Source organism: Sphingobacterium sp. BIGb0165 (assembly GCF_024810095.1).
In the GTDB taxonomy this organism is placed as follows: domain Bacteria; phylum Bacteroidota; class Bacteroidia; order Sphingobacteriales; family Sphingobacteriaceae; genus Sphingobacterium; species Sphingobacterium detergens.
Map to the genome: position 1 here is coordinate 314,671 of NZ_JANUEB010000010.1, position 18,832 is coordinate 333,502.

Annotated in this window: 17 protein-coding genes; 11 read left to right on the top strand and 6 right to left on the bottom strand. The window is 38.8% G+C overall.

The features are described from left to right. The first annotated feature begins 108 nt into the window (after positions 1 to 108). Positions 109 to 2,199 (top strand): S9 family peptidase, encoded by a 2,091-nt coding sequence (locus tag M2408_RS22940; RefSeq protein ID WP_259186927.1) that lies wholly within the window; start codon positions 109 to 111, stop codon positions 2,197 to 2,199. 46 nt (positions 2,200 to 2,245) lie between these two features. Here the strand turns inward: M2408_RS22940 and M2408_RS22945 are convergent, their stop codons facing one another. Then, complete coding sequence (locus tag M2408_RS22945; RefSeq protein WP_120261693.1) at positions 2,246 to 2,509, bottom strand: hypothetical protein; 264 nt, start codon at positions 2,507 to 2,509, stop codon at positions 2,246 to 2,248. A gap of 575 nt (positions 2,510 to 3,084) precedes the next feature. On the opposite strand from M2408_RS22945, the gene M2408_RS22950 reads away from it, so the two are divergent. From M2408_RS22950 to M2408_RS22975, 6 genes are all read left to right on the top strand, one after another. Continuing rightward, complete coding sequence (locus M2408_RS22950; RefSeq protein WP_120261691.1) at positions 3,085 to 3,801, top strand: GNAT family N-acetyltransferase; 717 nt, start codon at positions 3,085 to 3,087, stop codon at positions 3,799 to 3,801. Between the two features lie 142 nt (positions 3,802 to 3,943). Continuing rightward, positions 3,944 to 5,128 (top strand): argininosuccinate synthase, encoded by a 1,185-nt coding sequence (argG, locus tag M2408_RS22955; protein ID WP_259186928.1) that lies wholly within the window; start codon positions 3,944 to 3,946, stop codon positions 5,126 to 5,128. Positions 5,129 to 5,207: 79 nt separating this feature from the next. Next, positions 5,208 to 6,221 (top strand): N-acetyl-gamma-glutamyl-phosphate reductase, encoded by a 1,014-nt coding sequence (argC, locus tag M2408_RS22960; RefSeq protein WP_259186929.1) that lies wholly within the window; start codon positions 5,208 to 5,210, stop codon positions 6,219 to 6,221. 343 nt (positions 6,222 to 6,564) lie between these two features. After that, entirely contained in the window at positions 6,565 to 7,062 is a 498-nt protein-coding gene (locus M2408_RS22965; protein WP_259186930.1) for a DUF1648 domain-containing protein, read from the top strand. A 22-nt stretch (positions 7,063 to 7,084) separates the two neighbouring features. Next, the gene (locus M2408_RS22970) at positions 7,085 to 7,816 is read left to right on the top strand and encodes an AAA family ATPase (protein WP_259186931.1); all 732 of its coding nucleotides are present in this window, start codon (positions 7,085 to 7,087) and stop codon (positions 7,814 to 7,816) included. A gap of 197 nt (positions 7,817 to 8,013) precedes the next feature. After that, complete coding sequence (locus M2408_RS22975) at positions 8,014 to 9,309, top strand: DUF3472 domain-containing protein (protein WP_259186932.1); 1,296 nt, start codon at positions 8,014 to 8,016, stop codon at positions 9,307 to 9,309. A gap of 88 nt (positions 9,310 to 9,397) precedes the next feature. Here M2408_RS22975 and M2408_RS22980 read toward each other — a convergent pair whose 3' ends face one another. After that, positions 9,398 to 10,234, bottom strand: coding sequence for a hypothetical protein (locus tag M2408_RS22980; RefSeq protein WP_259186933.1), 837 nt, complete (start codon positions 10,232 to 10,234; stop codon positions 9,398 to 9,400). 380 nt (positions 10,235 to 10,614) lie between these two features. Between M2408_RS22980 and M2408_RS22985 the strand changes: the two genes are divergently transcribed. The 4 genes from M2408_RS22985 to M2408_RS23000 are packed head-to-tail and all read left to right on the top strand — an operon-like array spanning position 10,615 to position 12,970. Further along, positions 10,615 to 11,130 carry an RNA polymerase sigma factor gene (locus M2408_RS22985; RefSeq protein ID WP_259186934.1) on the top strand — a complete coding sequence of 172 codons (516 nt, stop codon included), beginning with the start codon at positions 10,615 to 10,617 and terminating at the stop codon, positions 11,128 to 11,130. A 38-nt stretch (positions 11,131 to 11,168) separates the two neighbouring features. Further along, positions 11,169 to 11,858: a hypothetical protein gene (locus M2408_RS22990; protein ID WP_259186935.1), complete on the top strand. Its 690-nt coding sequence runs from the start codon at positions 11,169 to 11,171 to the stop codon at positions 11,856 to 11,858. A gap of 6 nt (positions 11,859 to 11,864) precedes the next feature. Beyond that, positions 11,865 to 12,386, top strand: a complete 522-nt coding sequence (locus M2408_RS22995) for a DUF4252 domain-containing protein (protein WP_259186936.1) — start codon at positions 11,865 to 11,867, stop codon at positions 12,384 to 12,386. Between the two features lie 5 nt (positions 12,387 to 12,391). Further along, entirely contained in the window at positions 12,392 to 12,970 is a 579-nt protein-coding gene (locus M2408_RS23000; RefSeq protein ID WP_120261680.1) for a DUF4252 domain-containing protein, read from the top strand. Positions 12,971 to 13,057: 87 nt separating this feature from the next. On the opposite strand, the gene hemL is transcribed toward M2408_RS23000, so the two are convergent. The 4 genes from hemL to hemA form a co-directional block, all read right to left on the bottom strand. Beyond that, a complete protein-coding gene (gene hemL, locus M2408_RS23005) occupies positions 13,058 to 14,368 on the bottom strand; it encodes a glutamate-1-semialdehyde 2,1-aminomutase (RefSeq protein WP_259186937.1) in 1,311 nt (436 codons plus the stop codon). 277 nt (positions 14,369 to 14,645) lie between these two features. Next, positions 14,646 to 15,614 (bottom strand): porphobilinogen synthase, encoded by a 969-nt coding sequence (hemB, locus tag M2408_RS23010; protein WP_120261678.1) that lies wholly within the window; start codon positions 15,612 to 15,614, stop codon positions 14,646 to 14,648. A 99-nt stretch (positions 15,615 to 15,713) separates the two neighbouring features. Next, positions 15,714 to 17,300, bottom strand: a complete 1,587-nt coding sequence (hemC, locus tag M2408_RS23015; RefSeq protein WP_259186938.1) for a hydroxymethylbilane synthase — start codon at positions 17,298 to 17,300, stop codon at positions 15,714 to 15,716. 243 nt (positions 17,301 to 17,543) lie between these two features. Next, positions 17,544 to 18,785 carry a glutamyl-tRNA reductase gene (gene hemA, locus M2408_RS23020; RefSeq protein ID WP_259186939.1) on the bottom strand — a complete coding sequence of 414 codons (1,242 nt, stop codon included), beginning with the start codon at positions 18,783 to 18,785 and terminating at the stop codon, positions 17,544 to 17,546. Between the last annotated feature and the right edge of the window lie 47 nt (positions 18,786 to 18,832).

Genomic DNA, 18,832 nt, shown 5'->3' on the forward strand with positions numbered 1-18,832 from the left:
TCTAGAAATGCATTAAATTCAATGTTCTGGGGAGTGATGATGAATAGCAAAATACAAGTCGTATTTGTTTTTATTAAAAAAAGAGATTTAGCGCATTCATATTAATATATGCAACATAACAAAAATATACAGTGGCCCGAAGTTTCGGCCCCGATAGCAGCAGCACATCCACGCAAAAGACAAATTCATGGAGATACTGTCATTGACGATTATTACTGGATGATTGACTATTTCAAAAAAGGACCACGATCGGCAGAAGTTATCGACTATCTGACTGCGGAGAATACCTATACTGCTGTGATGTTAAAGGAGACGGAATCTTTTCAGGAAGACTTATTCCGGGAAATGAAATCCCGCATCAAGGAAAAAGATGAGTCTGTACCCTATTTTAAAAATGGTTACTATTATTACAGTAGAACAGAGGAAGGGAATCAATATTTCAAATTTTGCCGTAAGAAAGGGACCTTGGATGCTGACGAAGAGCTATTATTGGATATAGATCATCTCGCAGAAGGTTATGCCTATTACGCAGCAAAAGGCTTTTCGATCAGTCCTGACAATCGCTTGTTAGCTTTTAGTGTGGATACGGTTTCCCGAAGGGAATACACGGTATATATCAAGAATCTGGAGACAGGTGAGATCTACCCCGATCGGATAGCTAATACCGAAGGTGCCGCAATTTGGGCTAATGATAACCAGACCCTGTTTTATACAGCCAAGAACCCAGTAACATTACTGAGTGAAAAAATTATGCGGCATACACTGGGAACTGATACCTCTACAGATGTGTCTGTGTATGAGGAAAAAGATAACACAAATTATATCGCAGTTGGTAAATCAAAAAATGGTAAATACATTATTATCAGTTCGGAAGGTACCCTGTCCTCCGAAATATGGTTGTTGGATGCCGATCTTCCCAATAATGATTTTAAGGTTTTTCAACCACGTCGAAATGATGTGCTTTATACCATAGTTCCTTTGCAGGATCGTTTTTTAATATTGACTAATGATGATGCTATTAATTTCCGAATTATGCAATGTCCATTGGACAAAACAGATCGGGAACATTGGACCATATTTATAGCGCACCGGCCAGATGTCCTCGTAAGCGATATTGAGGAATTCAGATCATTTTTGGCAATAGCTGAACGAAAAGATGGATTGACACAGTTGGCAATTTATGATCTGAACAGCCAAGAGCAGCATTATCTGGATTTTGGAGAGGTGGCCTATACGGTATATCCAGGGATAAATGTTGAATACAATTCCGAAAAACTGCGTTATGGATATACTTCATTGGTAACACCTAGTTCCGTATACGAGTATAATATGGGGGATCGCAGCAAAACATTGTTGAAACAACAGGAAGTTTTGGGCGGCTATGACCAAAGTGCCTATAAGACTGAACGTATCTACGCCGTGGCGAGGGATGGAGTAAGGGTGCCTATTTCTCTTGTTTATAAGGAGGGTATTCAATTAGATGGTACAGCTCCCTTATTGCAATATGCCTATGGTTCTTATGGAGCATCTATGGATCCTAGTTTTTCCAGTAATCGCTTGAGTTTATTGGATCGTGGTTTTATATATGCACTGGCCCATATTCGTGGCGGCGAAGAAATGGGGCGTCAGTGGTATGAGGATGGGAAGATGATGTGTAAAATGAATACTTTTTATGATTTTGTGGATTGTGGTAAGTATCTTATTGAACAGCGCTATACAATGCCAGACCACCTTTATGCGCAAGGAGGCAGTGCTGGAGGACTTCTGATGGGCGTGGTTGCGAATATTGCGGCGGCGCAATATCAGGGGATTATAGCACAGGTGCCATTTGTGGATGTTGTGAATACCATGTTAGATGAGACAATACCATTAACAACAAATGAGTATGACGAATGGGGCAATCCCAATGAGTCTGATGCCTATTTTTATATGAAAAGTTATTCACCTTATGAGAATATCGAATCGAAAGAATATCCAAATATACTGGTTACAACGGGATTGCACGATAGCCAGGTTCAATATTTTGAGCCCGCCAAATGGGTCGCGAAATTACGGACGGTAAAAACCGGGAATTCCATTTTACTCTTGAAGACGGATATGGATTACGGACATGGAGGTGCCTCGGGCAGATTTGACTATCTGAAAGAAATTGCGATGGAATATGCTTTTCTGTTTAAACTGGAAGGGATCAACCACTAAAATAGAATATGATGACAACAATAAAAAAGCGGCTTTTGCCGCTTTTTTATTGTTGAGCATGATTAATGCTATCCTGCTGTTTTTGTAAACGTTCTTCACGTTCGATTTCTCGAGAATCGATTTGATGTTGCTGATAGTTGTCCATCGCAACTTTGCTTGCTTTCTGTGATACATAGATCGCCAATATGGCAACTATGGTAATGATTGCAAGCCCCCAAGCATATTTACGTTTGTCCTGTTTGACAAGCCAATACATAAAGATGATATAAGGCACAGCAAAAATAATATAGAAAATTAAACTCGGTGACATGCTATTTTCCTCTAAATGATGTATACAAAAGTATCGTTTTTGTCTAAAAATAACGAACTCATAGAAAAAACACCGCTTTTCAATTGACAAAGCCTTAAACCTTTATCAGTTTTATTGTCAAATTAATATCGGTTGTAGTGTGGGGGCATGCCCCAGTTATAGTTGATTAATTGCTTGAAAATGAAGGTTACAGGGTGGTTTTGATGCTTGATTGTAATTTTTTAATTTTTGCAAAAAATCCATGATAATATTGTGGAAAAGAAAAAAATATTTTTATACATTTGCATCGTCAGAAACAATTGACAGAGAAATAAAATGAAACAGAGCAAAAAGAACGACTATTCTTATACTCAAACTTTTGAGAAGTTTATGAGAAAGGTCTTCTGTGCTTTCATTTTCGTAGAAATGCCTGTTTTACGCTTCCGACGACCCATACTACCTCGGGCTTGATTTGAGGTAGTGAATCTTTCCAAGCAAAACCATGATTGTCCGATGGTTTTTTGAATCTATTATTTTATTTATTCAGTAACAAAACGCAGCAATAGTTGTTGTTTTATTATTAGGGTCGTAAGTCAATGACTATATCAGATTTTTTAATTATTCCAGCTAAACCTGAGCATGCGCACTATGCGGAGGTTATTTGCAACGAAATGTTCGAGTCTGCAAAGGCTCGTGGTACTGGTATTGCACGTCGTAAACCAGAGTATGTTGCCAAGAAAATGAATGAAGGTAAAGCAGTGATTGCTTTGCATAAAGACGGTCGATGGGCTGGGTTTTGCTATATTGAAACTTGGGGGCACGGCGATTACGTCGCAAATTCAGGACTTATTGTCAATCCCGAATTTCGAAAAGTTGGTTTAGCAAAAGCCATTAAGAAAAGGGTGTTTGATTTGTCTCGTGAGCAATATCCCAAAGCGAAGATATTTGGTCTGACCACGGGTTTTGCTGTCATGAAAATTAATTCAGAGCTGGGATACGAGCCAGTACCTTATTCAGAATTGACGACCGATGACGAATTTTGGAAAGGATGCCAGAGCTGTGTTAATTACGAGATCTTAATGAGCAAGGACCGTAAGAACTGCATGTGTACAGCTATGCTTTGGGATCCCGAGGAAAAAGAACGTGAACTGAGAGAAAAGATTCAGCGCAAGCATGAAGCAAAGGAACGTTTGGAAAGAATCACACAAAAACAATCGTTATTAAAACGTATACAGGCAAAGTTTTGGAAGTCGGCAAATAAGTTTATTGCGGTCAATTTTCCAAAGCATAATAAAGTTGCCAAAGGATTTTAATAAGAATCATACATAGCATGTCAACTGGCGTAGCAGCCATTGAAAATAAGTAATGAACAGGGGATGAAACGGTCAATTTAAGGTTTGAATAGAGCCGGATTGGTTCATAATCGTTTCACCACATTAAAAACAATTTATCTCAATGAAAAAAGTAGTTTTAGCATTCAGCGGAGGATTAGATACTTCGTTTTGTTGTATTTATCTGACGCAAGATTTAGGTTTAGAGGTTCATTCCGTCGTCGTAAATACAGGTGGTTTTTCGGATGAAGAATTGAAGAATATTGAAGCACGTGCTTATGCATTAGGCGTGAAATCACATACAGCGATTGACGAAACAGCAGACTATTACCGCGAAACTATTAAATACTTGATCTTTGGTAATGTGTTGAAAAATGCAACATACCCATTGTCAGTATCCGCTGAACGTGTATGTCAGGCTACTGCCATTGCAAACTATGCGAAAAAAATCGGAGCTGAATGTGTGGCACATGGTTCTACTGGTGCTGGAAATGACCAGGTACGTTTTGACATGATTTTCCAAACCTTGATACCAGGGGTTGAAATTATTACACCTATTCGTGATCTACAGTTATCCCGTGAAGCGGAAATAGAATACTTGAATAAACATGGTGTTGAATATTCGGCGGAAAAAGCCAAGTATTCGATCAATAAAGGTCTTTGGGGTACTTCCGTCGGTGGAGCAGAAACATTGACATCCAATCAATATTTACCGGAATCAGCATGGCCAACGCCAGTGACTTCTTCAGAACCCCAACAGATCACGATAGATTTTGAAAAAGGTGAGCCAGTAGCTTTAAACGGAGAGAAAACGGCATCTGTGAAAGTCATTCAGGAACTGCAGGCAATTGCGCAACCTTATGGCATCGGTCGTGATATTCACGTAGGTGATACAATCATTGGTATCAAAGGTCGTGTAGGTTTTGAAGCCGCAGCTTCAGTGATTTTAATTAAGGCACACCACACCTTGGAAAAACATACGCTGACTAAATGGCAATTATCATGGAAAGATCAAATCGCTGCTTTCTATGGAAATTATATGCACGAAGGACAGATGCACGATCCTGTGATGCGTGATATAGAAGCATTCTTACAGTCTTCACAAGACACTGTAACGGGCCGTGTGATCGTCGAATTGTACCCTTATCGTTTTGTGGTGATTGGTATTGAGTCGGAGCACGATTTAATGTCCAATAAATTCGGTAGCTACGGTGAGATGAATAAAGGCTATACGGGTGATGATGTGAAAGGTTTCTCGAAAATTTTCGGAAACCAGACTATTATCTGGCATAAAGTAAATCAAAAATAAAGAAATAAGGATACTTCTGTAAGCCAAAGGCTTGCAGAAGTAACTTCTTAATACTAGCTACTCAATACGAAATAAAAATATGATAAAAGTAGGAATTGTTGGTTCAGCAGGATATACTGGCGGAGAATTATTGCGGGTATTGATTTATCATCCTGAAGTAGAAATTGTATTTGCTAACAGTGCATCTAACGCAGGAAACAAATTATATGAAGTTCACAATGATCTGTTCGGTGATACAGAACTGACCTTCTCTTCTGACTTTCATAATGATATTGACGTCTTGTTTCTATGTGTAGGACATGGTGATGCACGTAAGTTTTTAGACGCGAATCCCGTAGTATCAGCTGTAAAGATTATCGACCTTTCGCAAGATTATCGACTTCGGGCAAATACAATGTATCAAGGGCAGCAATTTGTATATGGACTTCCAGAACTAAACAAGGAAGCGATCAGATCTGCGCAGTATATTGCCAATCCGGGTTGCTTTGCCACCAATATTCAATTGGCATTATTGCCGTTGGCGAGTAAGGGGTTATTACCCGATCAGATTCATGTTAATGCAACGACGGGATCTACCGGTGCCGGACAGAAGCCTGGGGCGACCACGCACTTCTCTTGGCGTAATAACAATCTTTCTGCATACAAATCTTTTGAACATCAACACCTACAGGAAATTTCGGAGTCCTTGGATCAATTGCAAAGTGGATTTTTGCCAGCATCTGATGATTCGTTGTTAGCGCGCGCTGCTGAAAAGATAAATTTCGTTCCACAGCGTGGTGATTTTGCAAGGGGAATTTTCTCGGCAATATATGTTGACTCCGATTTGACGGAGGAACAAGCTTACGAGTTGTATGAAGCGTATTATGCAACACACCCATTTACACACGTTAGCCGCAGCAATATCGACCTCAAACAAGTTGTAAATACCAATAAAAGTATTATCCATCTGGAGAAACATGGGAATAAGTTGCTGATCTTAAATGCTACAGATAATTTGTTGAAAGGAGCATCTGGACAAGCCGTGCAAAATATGAACTTAATGTTCGGATTGAATGAGCGTACAGGATTAAATTTAAAGAGTGTTGGTTTTTAGTTATTTATGACTTATTCAACAGCTGTATTAACAGAATGTGAATAAGCTGAATAGGTGAAAACTCCATAAAATACAGTTATCAACATAGTTGTTAACACTGTGTGGAAAAGTGAAGGGGATAACCTCTTCACTTTTTTTATGCCGCTGCGGTTTGTATAAAGAATAATATGGATACGCTCAATGACTGTTTAGGTATTAGGCCGATTTTAATGGAATATTGGGGTAGTTAGCAGTCGGTTTATGCATTGTATTGTTACCGTATGTTTCTTACCTTAGTAAGTATAAAATCGAGTTTAATTCGATCTTGTTTGGCCAAATCAATGTAGCGGTAACCAATTTCAAAATGGAAAAAAGACCACGCATAAAACTCATACCGACGCTCGGCGATATCATATTGGAATTAATTGGTTACCTGTCCTTATTCACCTTATGGTATCTGGTTGCTATAAATTATTATAAACTACCCGAAACTATTCCCGTGCATTATAATACAGCAGGAAATGCGGATAATTTTGGTGGGAAAGAGACTATTTTTGCTTTGCCAATTATTGCCACAATACTATTTATAGGGATGACCATCCTCAATCGATTTCCACATATTTTCAACTATCCGGTTCGGATAACTGAAGAAAATGCCCTCCGGCAATATGCAAATGCAAGTTGTATGATACGGTATTTGAAATTTATTATTGTAGTTATTTTTGGTGTAATCACGTTCAAGGCTATTCCAAATTCGGTAGGAACTTCAGATGGGTTGGGTGTCTGGTTTCTGCCGTTGATACTGGGATTTATTTTTATTCCTGTGATCTATTACATTGCACAGGCATTCCGGAAGGCTTAGTACTTAATTGCTATCACATTCTATGCACTATATTCATTCCATAAGAAATACTAAACCAATCGAGGATCGAATAGCTTATCCATTTAATATTGCTTCAATATTGAATTTAAATGAATTACGTTTTAGATCCCCCGTAACCTTTATCATTGGCGAGAATGGTTCAGGTAAGTCCACTTTGGTGGAGGCTATTGCTATTAATGCTGGTTTCAATCCCGAAGGAGGGACTAAGAATTTTAATTTCCATACGAAAGATTCCCATTCTGAGCTTTTTAATGACCTGCAGGTCATAAGAACAGCTTTTCGTGAAAATGATGGGTTTTTCTTACGAGCCGAGAGCTTTTATAATGTAGCAACTGAGGTTGATGATGTATTTGAAGATGATTTGGGAGCTCTCGAGGCAAATTATGGCGGTTCATTGCATGAGTGCTCTCATGGAGAGAGTTTTCTTAATTTAATGCATAAACGCTTTTCGGGACGTGGACTGTATCTGCTTGATGAGCCTGAATCGGCACTTTCCATCAATAGTCAATTTCGGTTGCTAACGAGAATAAACCAATTGGTCAACAATAGGTCCCAATTTATTATTGCTACCCATTCACCAATTTTGCTGGCCTATCCAGATGCAGAGATTTACACGGTGTCTGAATTCGGTTTGCAACAGGTGGAATATGAAGAAACGGAACAGTTTAAACTCTATAAGTATTTTCTGAATAACTATCAGAAGATGGTTGCCGAACTCGGTTTACATGAATAGGTATTGATTTAATACTATTTTTTTTACACAATCGATTGATGTACATTTGGTTTCTTTTCATCACAATCTAAGTTCTATCTTCATAAAATAATCCAGTTTCCCTGAACAATTATAAATCTGCGTTAGAATCTAGAGGCAGGGTCAGGAATGATGATTATAAAAAAGAAACGGGCAGTAGCCCATTAGATTATACCCAAATGGAAAGAAAACATTTTATTAAGTATTTTTTTTTAGGTGCCTTATCTTGCCTTTCATTAGGTGGAACTGCGCAGACCTCTACGAAACCTTATTCTGTTCCGCTAGCGGGCAATGCTTTTATTACTAACGGACAAGATGATGGTGCAGAAATTTCAGGACGCAATGGATTGGTGAAATGGGCGAGTGATCAAAGCATTGCATCGGTATATTTCAGAACGGAGAAAACCGGAAACCTTGAATTGAAGCTCAAAGCAAAAGCCGATGCTGGAAATTCCTCCAAAATAGAGATTTCTGCCTTGGGAAAAAAGAGCTCCTTAGATATCAAAGGGGCTGAGCTATCCGAAACAGCAGCCTTGTCTATTCATGTCAAAACACCGGGCTACGTACAGGTGAATTTAAAAGGATTAAGTAAGTCGGGTGATACCTTTGCCAATGTAACAGAATTAATCGTTAGTGGAGAAGCTGCATCTGAAGGTCTTACCTACTCAAATGATCCTGATTATTACTATTGGTCGCGTCGTGGTCCTTCGTGCCACTTAAATTATACAATCCCGAGTGAAGGGAATGTCAGCTATTATTACAATGAGGTCACTGTACCAAAAGGAGAAGATAAAATCGGCTCATATTTTATGGCTAATGGTTTTGGAGAGGGCTACTTCGGGATACAGGTGAACTCGGAGACAGAACGACGTATTCTTTTTTCAGTTTGGAGCCCCTTCCATACAGATGATCCCAAAAGTATCCCGGAAGATCAAAAAATCCATTTATTGAAGAAGGGAAAAGACGTGCATACAGGAGAATTTGGCAACGAGGGATCCGGTGGGCAGAGTTACCGTAAATATTTCTGGAAAGCGGGTGAAACCTATAAATTCTTGTTGAAAGGTGTTCCAGATGGAAAAGGAAATACAGACTATACCGCTTGGTTTTTTGTGCCTGAGGAAAATGCATGGAATGTAATCGCTAGTTTCAAACGTCCGCAAACAAATACATATTTAAAAAGATTTCATAGTTTCTTAGAGAATTTTAGTCCGAATCAGGGGTATCTAGGAAGACAAGTGGAATTTAAAAATCAATGGGTTTATGATGGTCAATGGCGCCCTGTTCAATCCGCTTCATTTAGTGTTGATAATACCTACCGTGCACATCAACGTATTGATGCTATGGGTGGAACGACAAAAAATGGCTACTTTTTAAGAAACGGAGGCTTCTTTAGTGAGATTGTTAAACCGGGCAGCAAGTTTGACCTTGTCAATAAAAATACTGCACCGAAAATTGATTTTGAGAAATTACCGTAGCTAAGATTGTAATACAATAATCCACTAATGTACTGTTAAAAAAAGTAAGCGCCTGATATTTTAATATCAGGCGCTTACTTTTAAATGACTATTTTTCGGAGAGTTTAATATCTCTTTCTACTGATACATTATCGCCAGTAACGGCATTTCCCTCTTTATCTACCAAGGTTAATTTTACTTTGTTATTCCCCATAGGTAAGCCCTTAATCTCATAGGGACCCCATTTGTCCAAAGTAAAAGTTTGACCGTTAATATCTGCGCTAATCTTGTTACCGTCCGGAGCGATACTTGTGTTGACTAGATAGAAATCCAAAAGGACATTTTTGGTTTCATCACCTTTGTATTCTCCTTTTGGACGAGAATAGAATAAGGATGCTTCTTTAGGTGTTGGCTCCTGTGTCAATTTTCCCGTTGCATCTATTTTGAATTTAATCAATTTTGAGGCCTCAGCCGTTTTAATGGACTCGTGATAAGACCGCGACAAGAACGATAGGAGATAATGTTCTGAATTTAAAGCCAAAGTAACACTATGTTCCGGTTTGTATAAGGCAGTATATGGTTTATTGTCCAAAATAAAGTGGATATGCTGTCCATCATGCGAGTTCGCCATGTGAGCTGCATGCTCGTCCGTTGTCATTTCAGTAAGCTTAAAGTTGCTAACATTATATTTCACGGTAACTTTTGCGGAGTCTGTACCAACTTTTTCAGCGGTTACCGAAGCGATTCCTAGACTCGCTCCTGGAAATTGTTTTGAATCTGCAATTGGACTAACGGAAATGGAATCCATTTTCTGTGCAATACTCGTATCGGCATCACCCATTGAATCTGTATGGTCGGCGCCCTTTTTGGTTGAATTATTACATCCAATAGCCCCGATTAATAAAGTTAATGCGGCGGTAATGCCGGTAATTCTGTAGTATTTCATGATCTTTTTGTTTAAATTTTTAACACTCAGCATCTTAAATAACAATTGTACGGGATCTTTTGTTTGTAGTAATGGTAAAACAACGTTTTGATTGTAGGAATATGGTATATTCAGCTGGAATAAAACTTGTTTAATTGTTCTTGGGAGCACGTAAGAATCCAAAAAAATCAGAACCTATTATTTGAACAAATAAATATTTTAAAAAAATATTCATATTAGATGTAATAAATAGGAAGCTTGAGATGTCTTGCTTATATAGAATGCAAAAATGGTAAAGGAAATGATATAGGGCGTATCTAAAAACGAATAAAGAAAAATTGGGTAAGCTGCAGGTTTGTACAATCAAAATCAAATCTAGCATCTCGATACTAAATACTAAGATGAACCAAGAGCAATTTAAAAATACCGTTTTCGTCCATAAGGATAAGCTATTTCGCTTTGCGAAACGGATCTTGGTTGATGACGATGAGGCGTTTGATGCGGTTCAAAATGTAATGATGCGTCTATGGCAGGGGAAAGATAAATTGCATCAATATAAGAATTTGGCGGCATTTTGCATGCAGAGTGTTAAAAATGAGGCATTAAACCGGATAAAAAGAGATAAGGTCCGTACAGATTTTGCCGAACAACATCAGATTATTTCAACAACAGAAAATTCTGTAGGAAATACGAAAGAAATAATTTTGGAGATGATCAACTCGCTGCCTGAGAAGCAGCGTCTTGTAATGCACCTACGCGATGTGGAGGATTATGATATAGAGGAGATTGGTGAAATATTGGAAATGGGGGAGTCTGCTGTTAGAGTTAATCTGATGCGGGCCAGACAGAAAGTAAAGGAGCAGTTGACAAAATTATTTGATTATGAAAGCTTCCGGATTTATTCAAATAAAAAATAGATCCAATAGCTTCATTAACAGTGAAACTCAAATTTGTAATGATGAAAAACAGAAGATTAGAGGAATTGAAAGATAAATACTTTGATGGCAAGTCGTCATCGGAGGAAGAAAGGGAACTGAAAAAATCGGATGAACTGTTCTTTCAGCTATTGGATCAGGAAAAGGATGTGAAAATGGACTGGTCGTTTGAGGATTTTGAAAGTCAAGTCAAAGCGGATAAGAAAATCATCAGATGGCGAGATAATATATGGATAAAATATGCTGCTGCGGCAATTCTCCTGGCGGTTATGGGATTAACCTTTTATCTAAATCAAGAGCCAGCTATACAGCCGTCGGTACTTGCTAATAATGAGATAAAAGAACCTCAAAAACCGTCAACGAAGGAGGTAACGGAAAACAATGAAGCAACAGTACATTCAGATGTGGAGACCGTAGCAAGCCGAGATAGGAAACGAAGTACAATGCTTACGGCGAATACTTCGACGCATTCCAATCGGCGCGTGCAATCAAAGAGACTGATGGCTAAAAAGAAGAAGGTTGTTCAATCTTTACAACAAATGGAGGAAGGCTATCAAGCGGATTATGTTGTATTAAACGGTAAACCTGTTGCTAACGAAGAGGAGGCTGTAGAACTGACGCTCCGTTCATTGGGATTATTGGCAAATAATCTGGGAAATGGAGTAGATAAAGCGCTGAATATAAAACAAATGTCAATATCGATTAACTAAAATAGTATGAAAGGATTATTAATAGCTTGCCTATTACTTGTAGCAAGTATGGCAAATGCACAGATTTCCAAGTTAGATAAACTTTTCGAACAATATCAAGGGAAAAAAGGAGTAACGACGCTTAAAATTGGCGCCCCTATGTTCAAATTGTTGGGAAATTTAAAAATTGATGATGAGGATATGGAAACGATTACGCCACTACTCAAGAATGTTAAATCTTTACGTATGTTAATTGTAGAAGATGGTGAAGATAAGAACTTAACAGGTATCATTCGTGGTGCGGTTTCAAATTTAAAATATGAGGAACTTATGTCGCTCAACAGTGAAGGTCAAGATATTCGATTCATGGTGGAGAATATGTCTGCGAATGCAGATATCCTAAACAATTTGTTGCTTACAATAAATGGAGATGGACAAAATTTATTTATGATTCTTGATGGGGCAATACCTTTGAAAGACGTGACTAACTTGGTCAATGAGGGAAACAACAAAGGGAATAAGGACAAACAGAATAACAATAAAAAGTAGATATTATGAAAAGATTACTAACATTGTTATGCCTAATTGGAGTGCTATTTTCATTGCAATCCTGCATCATCAAAAAAGGCTCCAACATGGATTTCGTCAGGGGATCCAATGTTTCGAATAATGCAGAGATCGTTGCCATTAATTTGCCAATGTGGTTGACAAAACCATTTATCAAAAAGGCATTGCAGGATGAGAACGACGAGGATGCACAGGTCATGGCGGGCATCGTCAAAAAGTTGAAAAAATTCAGGATGATGACATTATCAAACAATGATCGTGAAAAGAATATGTTGATATTGGAAGATTACCATAAGTTTTTAAAGAAGAATAAATTTGAGGAGCTACTGGTGATCAACAGTGAAGGGGAGGAGATCTCGATTAATGCGCGCATTGATAAAGATAATGTGATCAGCCGGGTTTCGCTATTGGTCCATGATGAAGGAGATGAAAGTGTATTTATGGATATAAAAGGTAAGTTTTCGCTTGATGAGCTTGTTCAGGGATTGAATAAGATAAAATCGAAGGATAAAAAGCTCGCCACTAAATTGGCTGATACCCATACTGTAGTTCAACAGGAGCTTTAGTTCAGATAGCGGTTCTTGATTAAACAGCATATAAATGCCCCAAAAACTATCTTAGCTTTTGGGGCATTGTTGTATTATACTTTCCTTTTATGATTGAAAGACGATGTCCAAGGCATCGAAAATATGCTTCTTGGCGGTATTTAAATCCGCTTCGGTATGCGCAGCAGAAACAAAACCAACTTCATAGCCCGAAGGACCAAAGTAAACTCCTCTATTTAGGAGTTCGCGGTGCATGATTTTGTATGATTCCATGGAAGAGTGATCAATTTCACTTGCTTTTTTGATATCTTCTTGCTCAGTAAATGCAAACCAGAAAATAGAGGCAACATGAAATAATTGTACTTGATAGCCTTTTTCAGCGATATATTCACGAAGATCCTGAACGAATGCTGTAGTTTTGGCATTTAAGTTTGTGTAGAAATCATCTTGCGCCAAAATAGTCAAGGCCGCAATACCTGCTGCCATAGCTACAGGATTCCCTGATAAGGTACCGGCTTGATAAACGGCGCCGTCGGGTGATATACATGCCATAAGCTCTTTGGATGCTCCATAGGCTCCCACTGGCATACCACCGCCTATGATCTTGCCATAGGTGATAATATCTGGCTGTATTTCGTAGTATGCAGAAGCTCCTTCAAAGCCGATCCGGAATCCGGTGATGACCTCATCCATGATGAGCATGCTCCCATTTTCTTTTGTGATATCACGTAGGAAATGCATGTATTCTTTGGATTGCATTAATAGACCATTGTTGGCTGGAATACCTTCAATGATCACTGCAGCAATTTGATCTTTAAATTCTGTAAAAGCAGCTCTCAGTGCATCTTTGTCATTTAACTCGATGACGATTGTTTCCTCTGCAAAAGCTTTGGGAACGCCTGCCGAAGAAGTTTCTCCGAAAGTAACCAATCCCGAGCCAGCCTTCACTAACAGAGAATCCGAATGACCATGGTAACATCCGTCAAATTTGATAATCTTATCGCGTTTGGTATATCCTCTTGCCAAGCGGATTGCGGACATCACAGCCTCGGTTCCTGAACTGACGAAGCGGATTTTTTCGATATATTTATTTTTTTCAATAATCAATTCGGCGAGTTGATTTTCCAGAGCAGTAGGTGCCCCAAAACTCAATCCTTTACCTAATTGTGCGGCAACGGCCTCGCGAACTTGATCGTTATTGTGCCCCAAAATCAAAGGACCCCACGAACAGCAGAAATCGATGAACTCATTGCCGTCGGCATCCCAAAGACGTGCTTTGTCTCCTCGCTCTATAAATAATGGGGTACCAAATACGGATTTAAAAGCGCGGACCGGAGAATTCACACCGCCGGGGAAATATTGTTTTGCTTTTTCAAATAATTCAGCAGATTTTGCTCTTGAAATATCAGGTGCTTGCATAGTCATTATATTTGAATGCGAAGTTATCTTTTTTTGTGAAGATAAGTCTCATGGAAACGTAAGGAATCAAGAATTCAGTGATATTCCTTATTTAGATGTCGGGGTATTCTCTTTTTTTGCAATAGTATTTCTTGTTTATTGATAAATAAAGTAATCTCGTTTGTTGAGTTTATTTGACCAAAAAAAGGTTCGAAAACTTAATTTCGAACCTTTTTTAATATTTATTTTTGTCTTTAAGCAATTCGTTGTTTTATAGCGAACCTCCGATCTTATTTGCCTAAATAAAACCTTTTTCCAGAACTTCTTTGGCATGGTAGGATAAAATTGCTGTTGCGCCTGCACGTCTGAAACTTAATAACGTTTCCAGGATCACACGTTCATCCAGCCAACCATTTTGAATGGCAGCTTTTAACATGGCATATTCACCACTGACATTATACACCGCGATTGGGAGATCAAAATTATCAGCGAGAAGTTTCACAATATCTAAATATGGAAGCCCCGGTTTAACCATTAGAAAATCTGCACCTTCTTGCGCGTCTAGCTGGGCCTCGATAAGTGCTTCCTTTGCATTTGCAGGGTTCATCTGATACGTTTTCTTATCCCCATGTTTAGGAGCAGAACCCAAAGCATCTCTGAAAGGACCGTAATATGCTGATGCATACTTCGCTGTATACGACATTAAAGACACATTTGTGAAACCATTGTGGTCCAATAGCTCACGAATATACCCAATACGTCCGTCCATCATATCCGATGGTGCGATAATATCTGCACCGGACTGCGCATGTGCGAGTGCCATCTTGCCCAATACTTCCAATGTTTCGTCGTTTAGGATCTCGCCATTTTCGACAATTCCATCATGACCATCGCTGCTGTAAGGATCCATCGCTACATCGGTAACAATACAGGCTTCGGGGAAGTTTTTCTTTACCGCTGCAATGGCGCGTAAATACAAACTTCCATCACGGTAACTCTCCGTCGCGTATTTGTCCTTCAATGATTCTTCGATATTGGGAAATAGGTCAAATGAACGTAAGCCTAATTTGAGGCAGCTCTCCACTTCTTTCAATAAATTATCTATTGAATAGCGGTAGATACCCGGCATTGATTTAACCTCGGTTTTTTGATTTTGGCCATCTACAATAAAAAGTGGAAAAATCAAATTCGACGCGTCTAAACGTGTCTCTTGAATCATGTCGCGAATCACGGCAGATTTACGATTTCTTCTCGGACGTTGTAACATTATATTTAATTTATTTATTATTTAGTGATCCAGTGTTGTTCAATTGCAAAGGCAGTAAATCCGTTTGCCAACTACTCAATACTAACTACGCAATACTATTTAATATTCTAAGCCAAAAACAGCCTCTGAGAGACCGATCTCGTCTGGTGAATAGGGAAGTGTATAAGGAACATTCATCTCATCAAACTTGGCACCGGTTGAACGACCGATGCAGATGACTTTTTGTCCCGGTTCTAGAAGATTGTCCGCAAAATAAGCCTCTACATTACTAGGGCTTGTAAATACCAGCACTTCTGCATTGGATGGATCGACATCCTCTTCCAATACAGTCTCATAGACTGGGATATTAATGATTTTAGTTTCTGGACTTAATGCTTTCTGAATAGTCTCAAGCGATTCCTTTGCGCGCGGGATAAGTACCGTTCCACCATTTGCCAATTCGGCAAATTTCTTGGCGATTTCATCCATGTTAATACCTTCGCTGTCACCGGAAAAATCCGCTACGCGATCGTACTTACGTAATATTTCTTCCGAACCACGGCCGATAACGCCTATTTTGGTCTTTTTACTTAACCGCGGCTCCAGATTGAAGAAATGCTCAATCCCGTTCTTACTTGAAAATATGATCCAATCGACATGTTTTAAGATAAAAGGATCTAATTTATTGATGATCGGAAATATTTTGATCAATGAGCGGCCTTCGATAGTAATATTATGTTTGGCCATCGCACGGGCGAAGTAGGAATTTTCGTCTACCTCCCTGGAAATAAAGACAGATTGCGGCAACTTACGATCTTTTGCGTACTTGCTGAAAATACGCTCAGCCAATCGGGTTGGATCGGTATCTCTCAGGTATACACGGTCAGGAAAGTCTTCACTTGTATCAGCAATGGAAGCCCAAGCTTCATATTCATCACCACTTTTACGGCAATAACATCCGAGTGGTGCATGACATCCAGCGTCAAATTTGTTCAATACCAAACGTTCTACAGCGATGGTTTTAGCGACCTCATTGTTATTTAGTGGTTGCAATGCCGCCAAGAGTTCTTTATCGACTTCACGGATCTGAATAGCTAATACACCTTGTGCCGGAGCAGGGATAATTTCTACCGGTGGAATTTCTTCGACATGAAAGTCTGTGATATCCATTTCGATACGGCTGATACCGGCTTTTGCCAGCACAATCGCATCGTATTGCTCGTCCCGCAGCTTCTGCATTCTCGTCTGGAGGTTGCCTCTTAGATCGTCGAATTCCAGGTCTGGACGTAAAGCCGATATTTGTGCTTTTCTACGGTTGGAAGATGTTCCGATAGTTGCGTTATGTTTTAGAGATAGACGCTTCTTGATATCTACACAATCCTTGTGGATAATCAATAATTCGGAAGGATCCTCCCGTTCAGAAACAGCCGCAATAATCAATCCCGGCGGATTGATTGTAGGTAAATCTTTGTGTGAGTGTACAGCTAAATCAATGGTCCCATTCAAAAGTTCCTCCTCAAGTTCTTTGGTGAAAAATCCTTTACCTTCCAATTTATCCAGACGGAGGTGCTGAATAATATCACCTTGAGTTTTGATGACTTTTAACTCTGCTTCGATACCGATTTCCTGTAGTCGGTCTTTCACAAAATTTGCCTGCCACATTGCAAGAACACTTCCCCGGGTGCCAATAATTAGTTTTCTATTCACGTTATTTTACTTTACCTATTAAAATGTGTTTAATACCATTTATCGAAGCAAAAATAAATAAATAGGTGGAATATGTTGACACGTTACTGTCATTATCTAAAAGGAAATGATTGATAAACCGAAAATTAGAATAGAGGTAGGGCTATGACAAAAGGAAACGGCATACGAACACCATTGTTGGTTGTATGTTAAGAAAGTAGCACATGTATTTTGTCAGGAAATGATTGCTTGATATGATTGCAATTAGTTTTTCTCAGTCTCAGGTGTTTTAACCAAAATCTCTTTCGCCATAACCATTGGAACTTTGATGTATTTCTTTTCCATATAGTTAATGACTTTTTCCAATACTTCTCTTGCTTCAGGTGTCAAAGCCTGCACTTCTTGTGCAAAGACCTCGTTTAAAGCAAATGATTTGATTTCTTTAATCTTTTCAGGAACTTCACGCATGGCAACCTCTACGCGTCTCTGTTTGATCAGTGGTAAGAATTCCTGGATATTGTCTTGGATGATTTTTTCTGCACTATCCAATTCATTATAACGTTCCTGGATATTTTTCTCCGCAATAGCTTGTAGACTACTGACCTCGATGTAATGAATCGGGTTATTTTTGATTACTTCGGCATCAATATCATTTGGAACAGCTAAATCAATGATAATTTTCTTATCGGTTTCACCATTTAATAGCGATTGGTACAAGGTATTATCAATAATTGATGTTGGTGCACCGGTACATGTAATCAAAATATCAAAACCTTCTTTGTATTCGCCAATGCTAGCAAGCGGATAAGCCTCAGCGTTTAACTCCTCAGCTAATGCTTTTGCGTTTTCAAGTGTGCGGTTAAAAACGACAAATTTGGCTTTTTGATTTTTTTGGAAATATTTCGCTAAGTTTTGGTTTGTTTCCCCTGATCCGATAATGACGATCCTCGGGTTTTCAACTAACTTTAATTCACGTAGCTTGCGGTAGGCTAGGGAGACAACAGAAATTGGGTTTCTGGAAATTTTAGTATAGGTATAAACTTCTTTTGCTGTTTTTACCAATCTGTCCATCATTAGACGAAGGAAATCACCCGTAAAACCAGCTTCTCTACAGCGGTCATAAGCTCTACGCACCTGCGCTAAGATTTCTTTTTCTCCAACAACCAAACTTTCAAGCGAGCAGGACATGCGAAGTAAATGATGTAAGGCATCCATTCCTTCATATTTGTTGACCTGACCCAAATAACATTGAAGTCGCTCTTGCGGAACACAGAAATTCAATTTTCCCATAAACTCCGCAATAAATTCGTTGGTCAATTCGTGAGCTCCATAAAATACAAACTCTACCCGGTTACAAGTACCAATGTAAAAGATCTCCGGAATATCTAGGCTGTGTTTTAAGCTAATGAGGCGACTTTCTAAATCCTCATTGCAGATCACTAGATTACCTAGATCTTTTAATTCGACATGTTTATGAGTAAACGCTAATACTTTAAGATTTTTCAAAGCTCTAATCCCTCGCTTATATTTAACGGTACAAATGTAGCTTAAAT

Bases quoted from the DNA above. Each gene is read 5' to 3' on its own strand.
- argC (WP_259186929.1), top strand. From the start codon at position 5,208: ATGATAAAAGTAGGAATTGTTGGTTCAGCAGGATATACTGGCGGAGAA.
- M2408_RS22990 (WP_259186935.1), top strand. From the start codon at position 11,169: ATGATGAAAAACAGAAGATTAGAGGAATTGAAAGATAAATACTTTGAT.
- hemB (WP_120261678.1), bottom strand. From the start codon at position 15,614: ATGTTACAACGTCCGAGAAGAAATCGTAAATCTGCCGTGATTCGCGAC.
- M2408_RS22940 (WP_259186927.1), top strand. From the start codon at position 109: ATGCAACATAACAAAAATATACAGTGGCCCGAAGTTTCGGCCCCGATA.
- M2408_RS22945 (WP_120261693.1), bottom strand. From the start codon at position 2,509: ATGTCACCGAGTTTAATTTTCTATATTATTTTTGCTGTGCCTTATATC.
- M2408_RS22985 (WP_259186934.1), top strand. From the start codon at position 10,615: ATGAACCAAGAGCAATTTAAAAATACCGTTTTCGTCCATAAGGATAAG.
- argG (WP_259186928.1), top strand. From the start codon at position 3,944: ATGAAAAAAGTAGTTTTAGCATTCAGCGGAGGATTAGATACTTCGTTT.
- M2408_RS22965 (WP_259186930.1), top strand. From the start codon at position 6,565: ATGGAAAAAAGACCACGCATAAAACTCATACCGACGCTCGGCGATATC.
- hemL (WP_259186937.1), bottom strand. From the start codon at position 14,368: ATGCAAGCACCTGATATTTCAAGAGCAAAATCTGCTGAATTATTTGAA.
- M2408_RS22980 (WP_259186933.1), bottom strand. From the start codon at position 10,234: ATGAAATACTACAGAATTACCGGCATTACCGCCGCATTAACTTTATTA.
- M2408_RS22975 (WP_259186932.1), top strand. From the start codon at position 8,014: ATGGAAAGAAAACATTTTATTAAGTATTTTTTTTTAGGTGCCTTATCT.
- M2408_RS22995 (WP_259186936.1), top strand. From the start codon at position 11,865: ATGAAAGGATTATTAATAGCTTGCCTATTACTTGTAGCAAGTATGGCA.
- M2408_RS22970 (WP_259186931.1), top strand. From the start codon at position 7,085: ATGCACTATATTCATTCCATAAGAAATACTAAACCAATCGAGGATCGA.
- M2408_RS23000 (WP_120261680.1), top strand. From the start codon at position 12,392: ATGAAAAGATTACTAACATTGTTATGCCTAATTGGAGTGCTATTTTCA.
- M2408_RS22950 (WP_120261691.1), top strand. From the start codon at position 3,085: ATGACTATATCAGATTTTTTAATTATTCCAGCTAAACCTGAGCATGCG.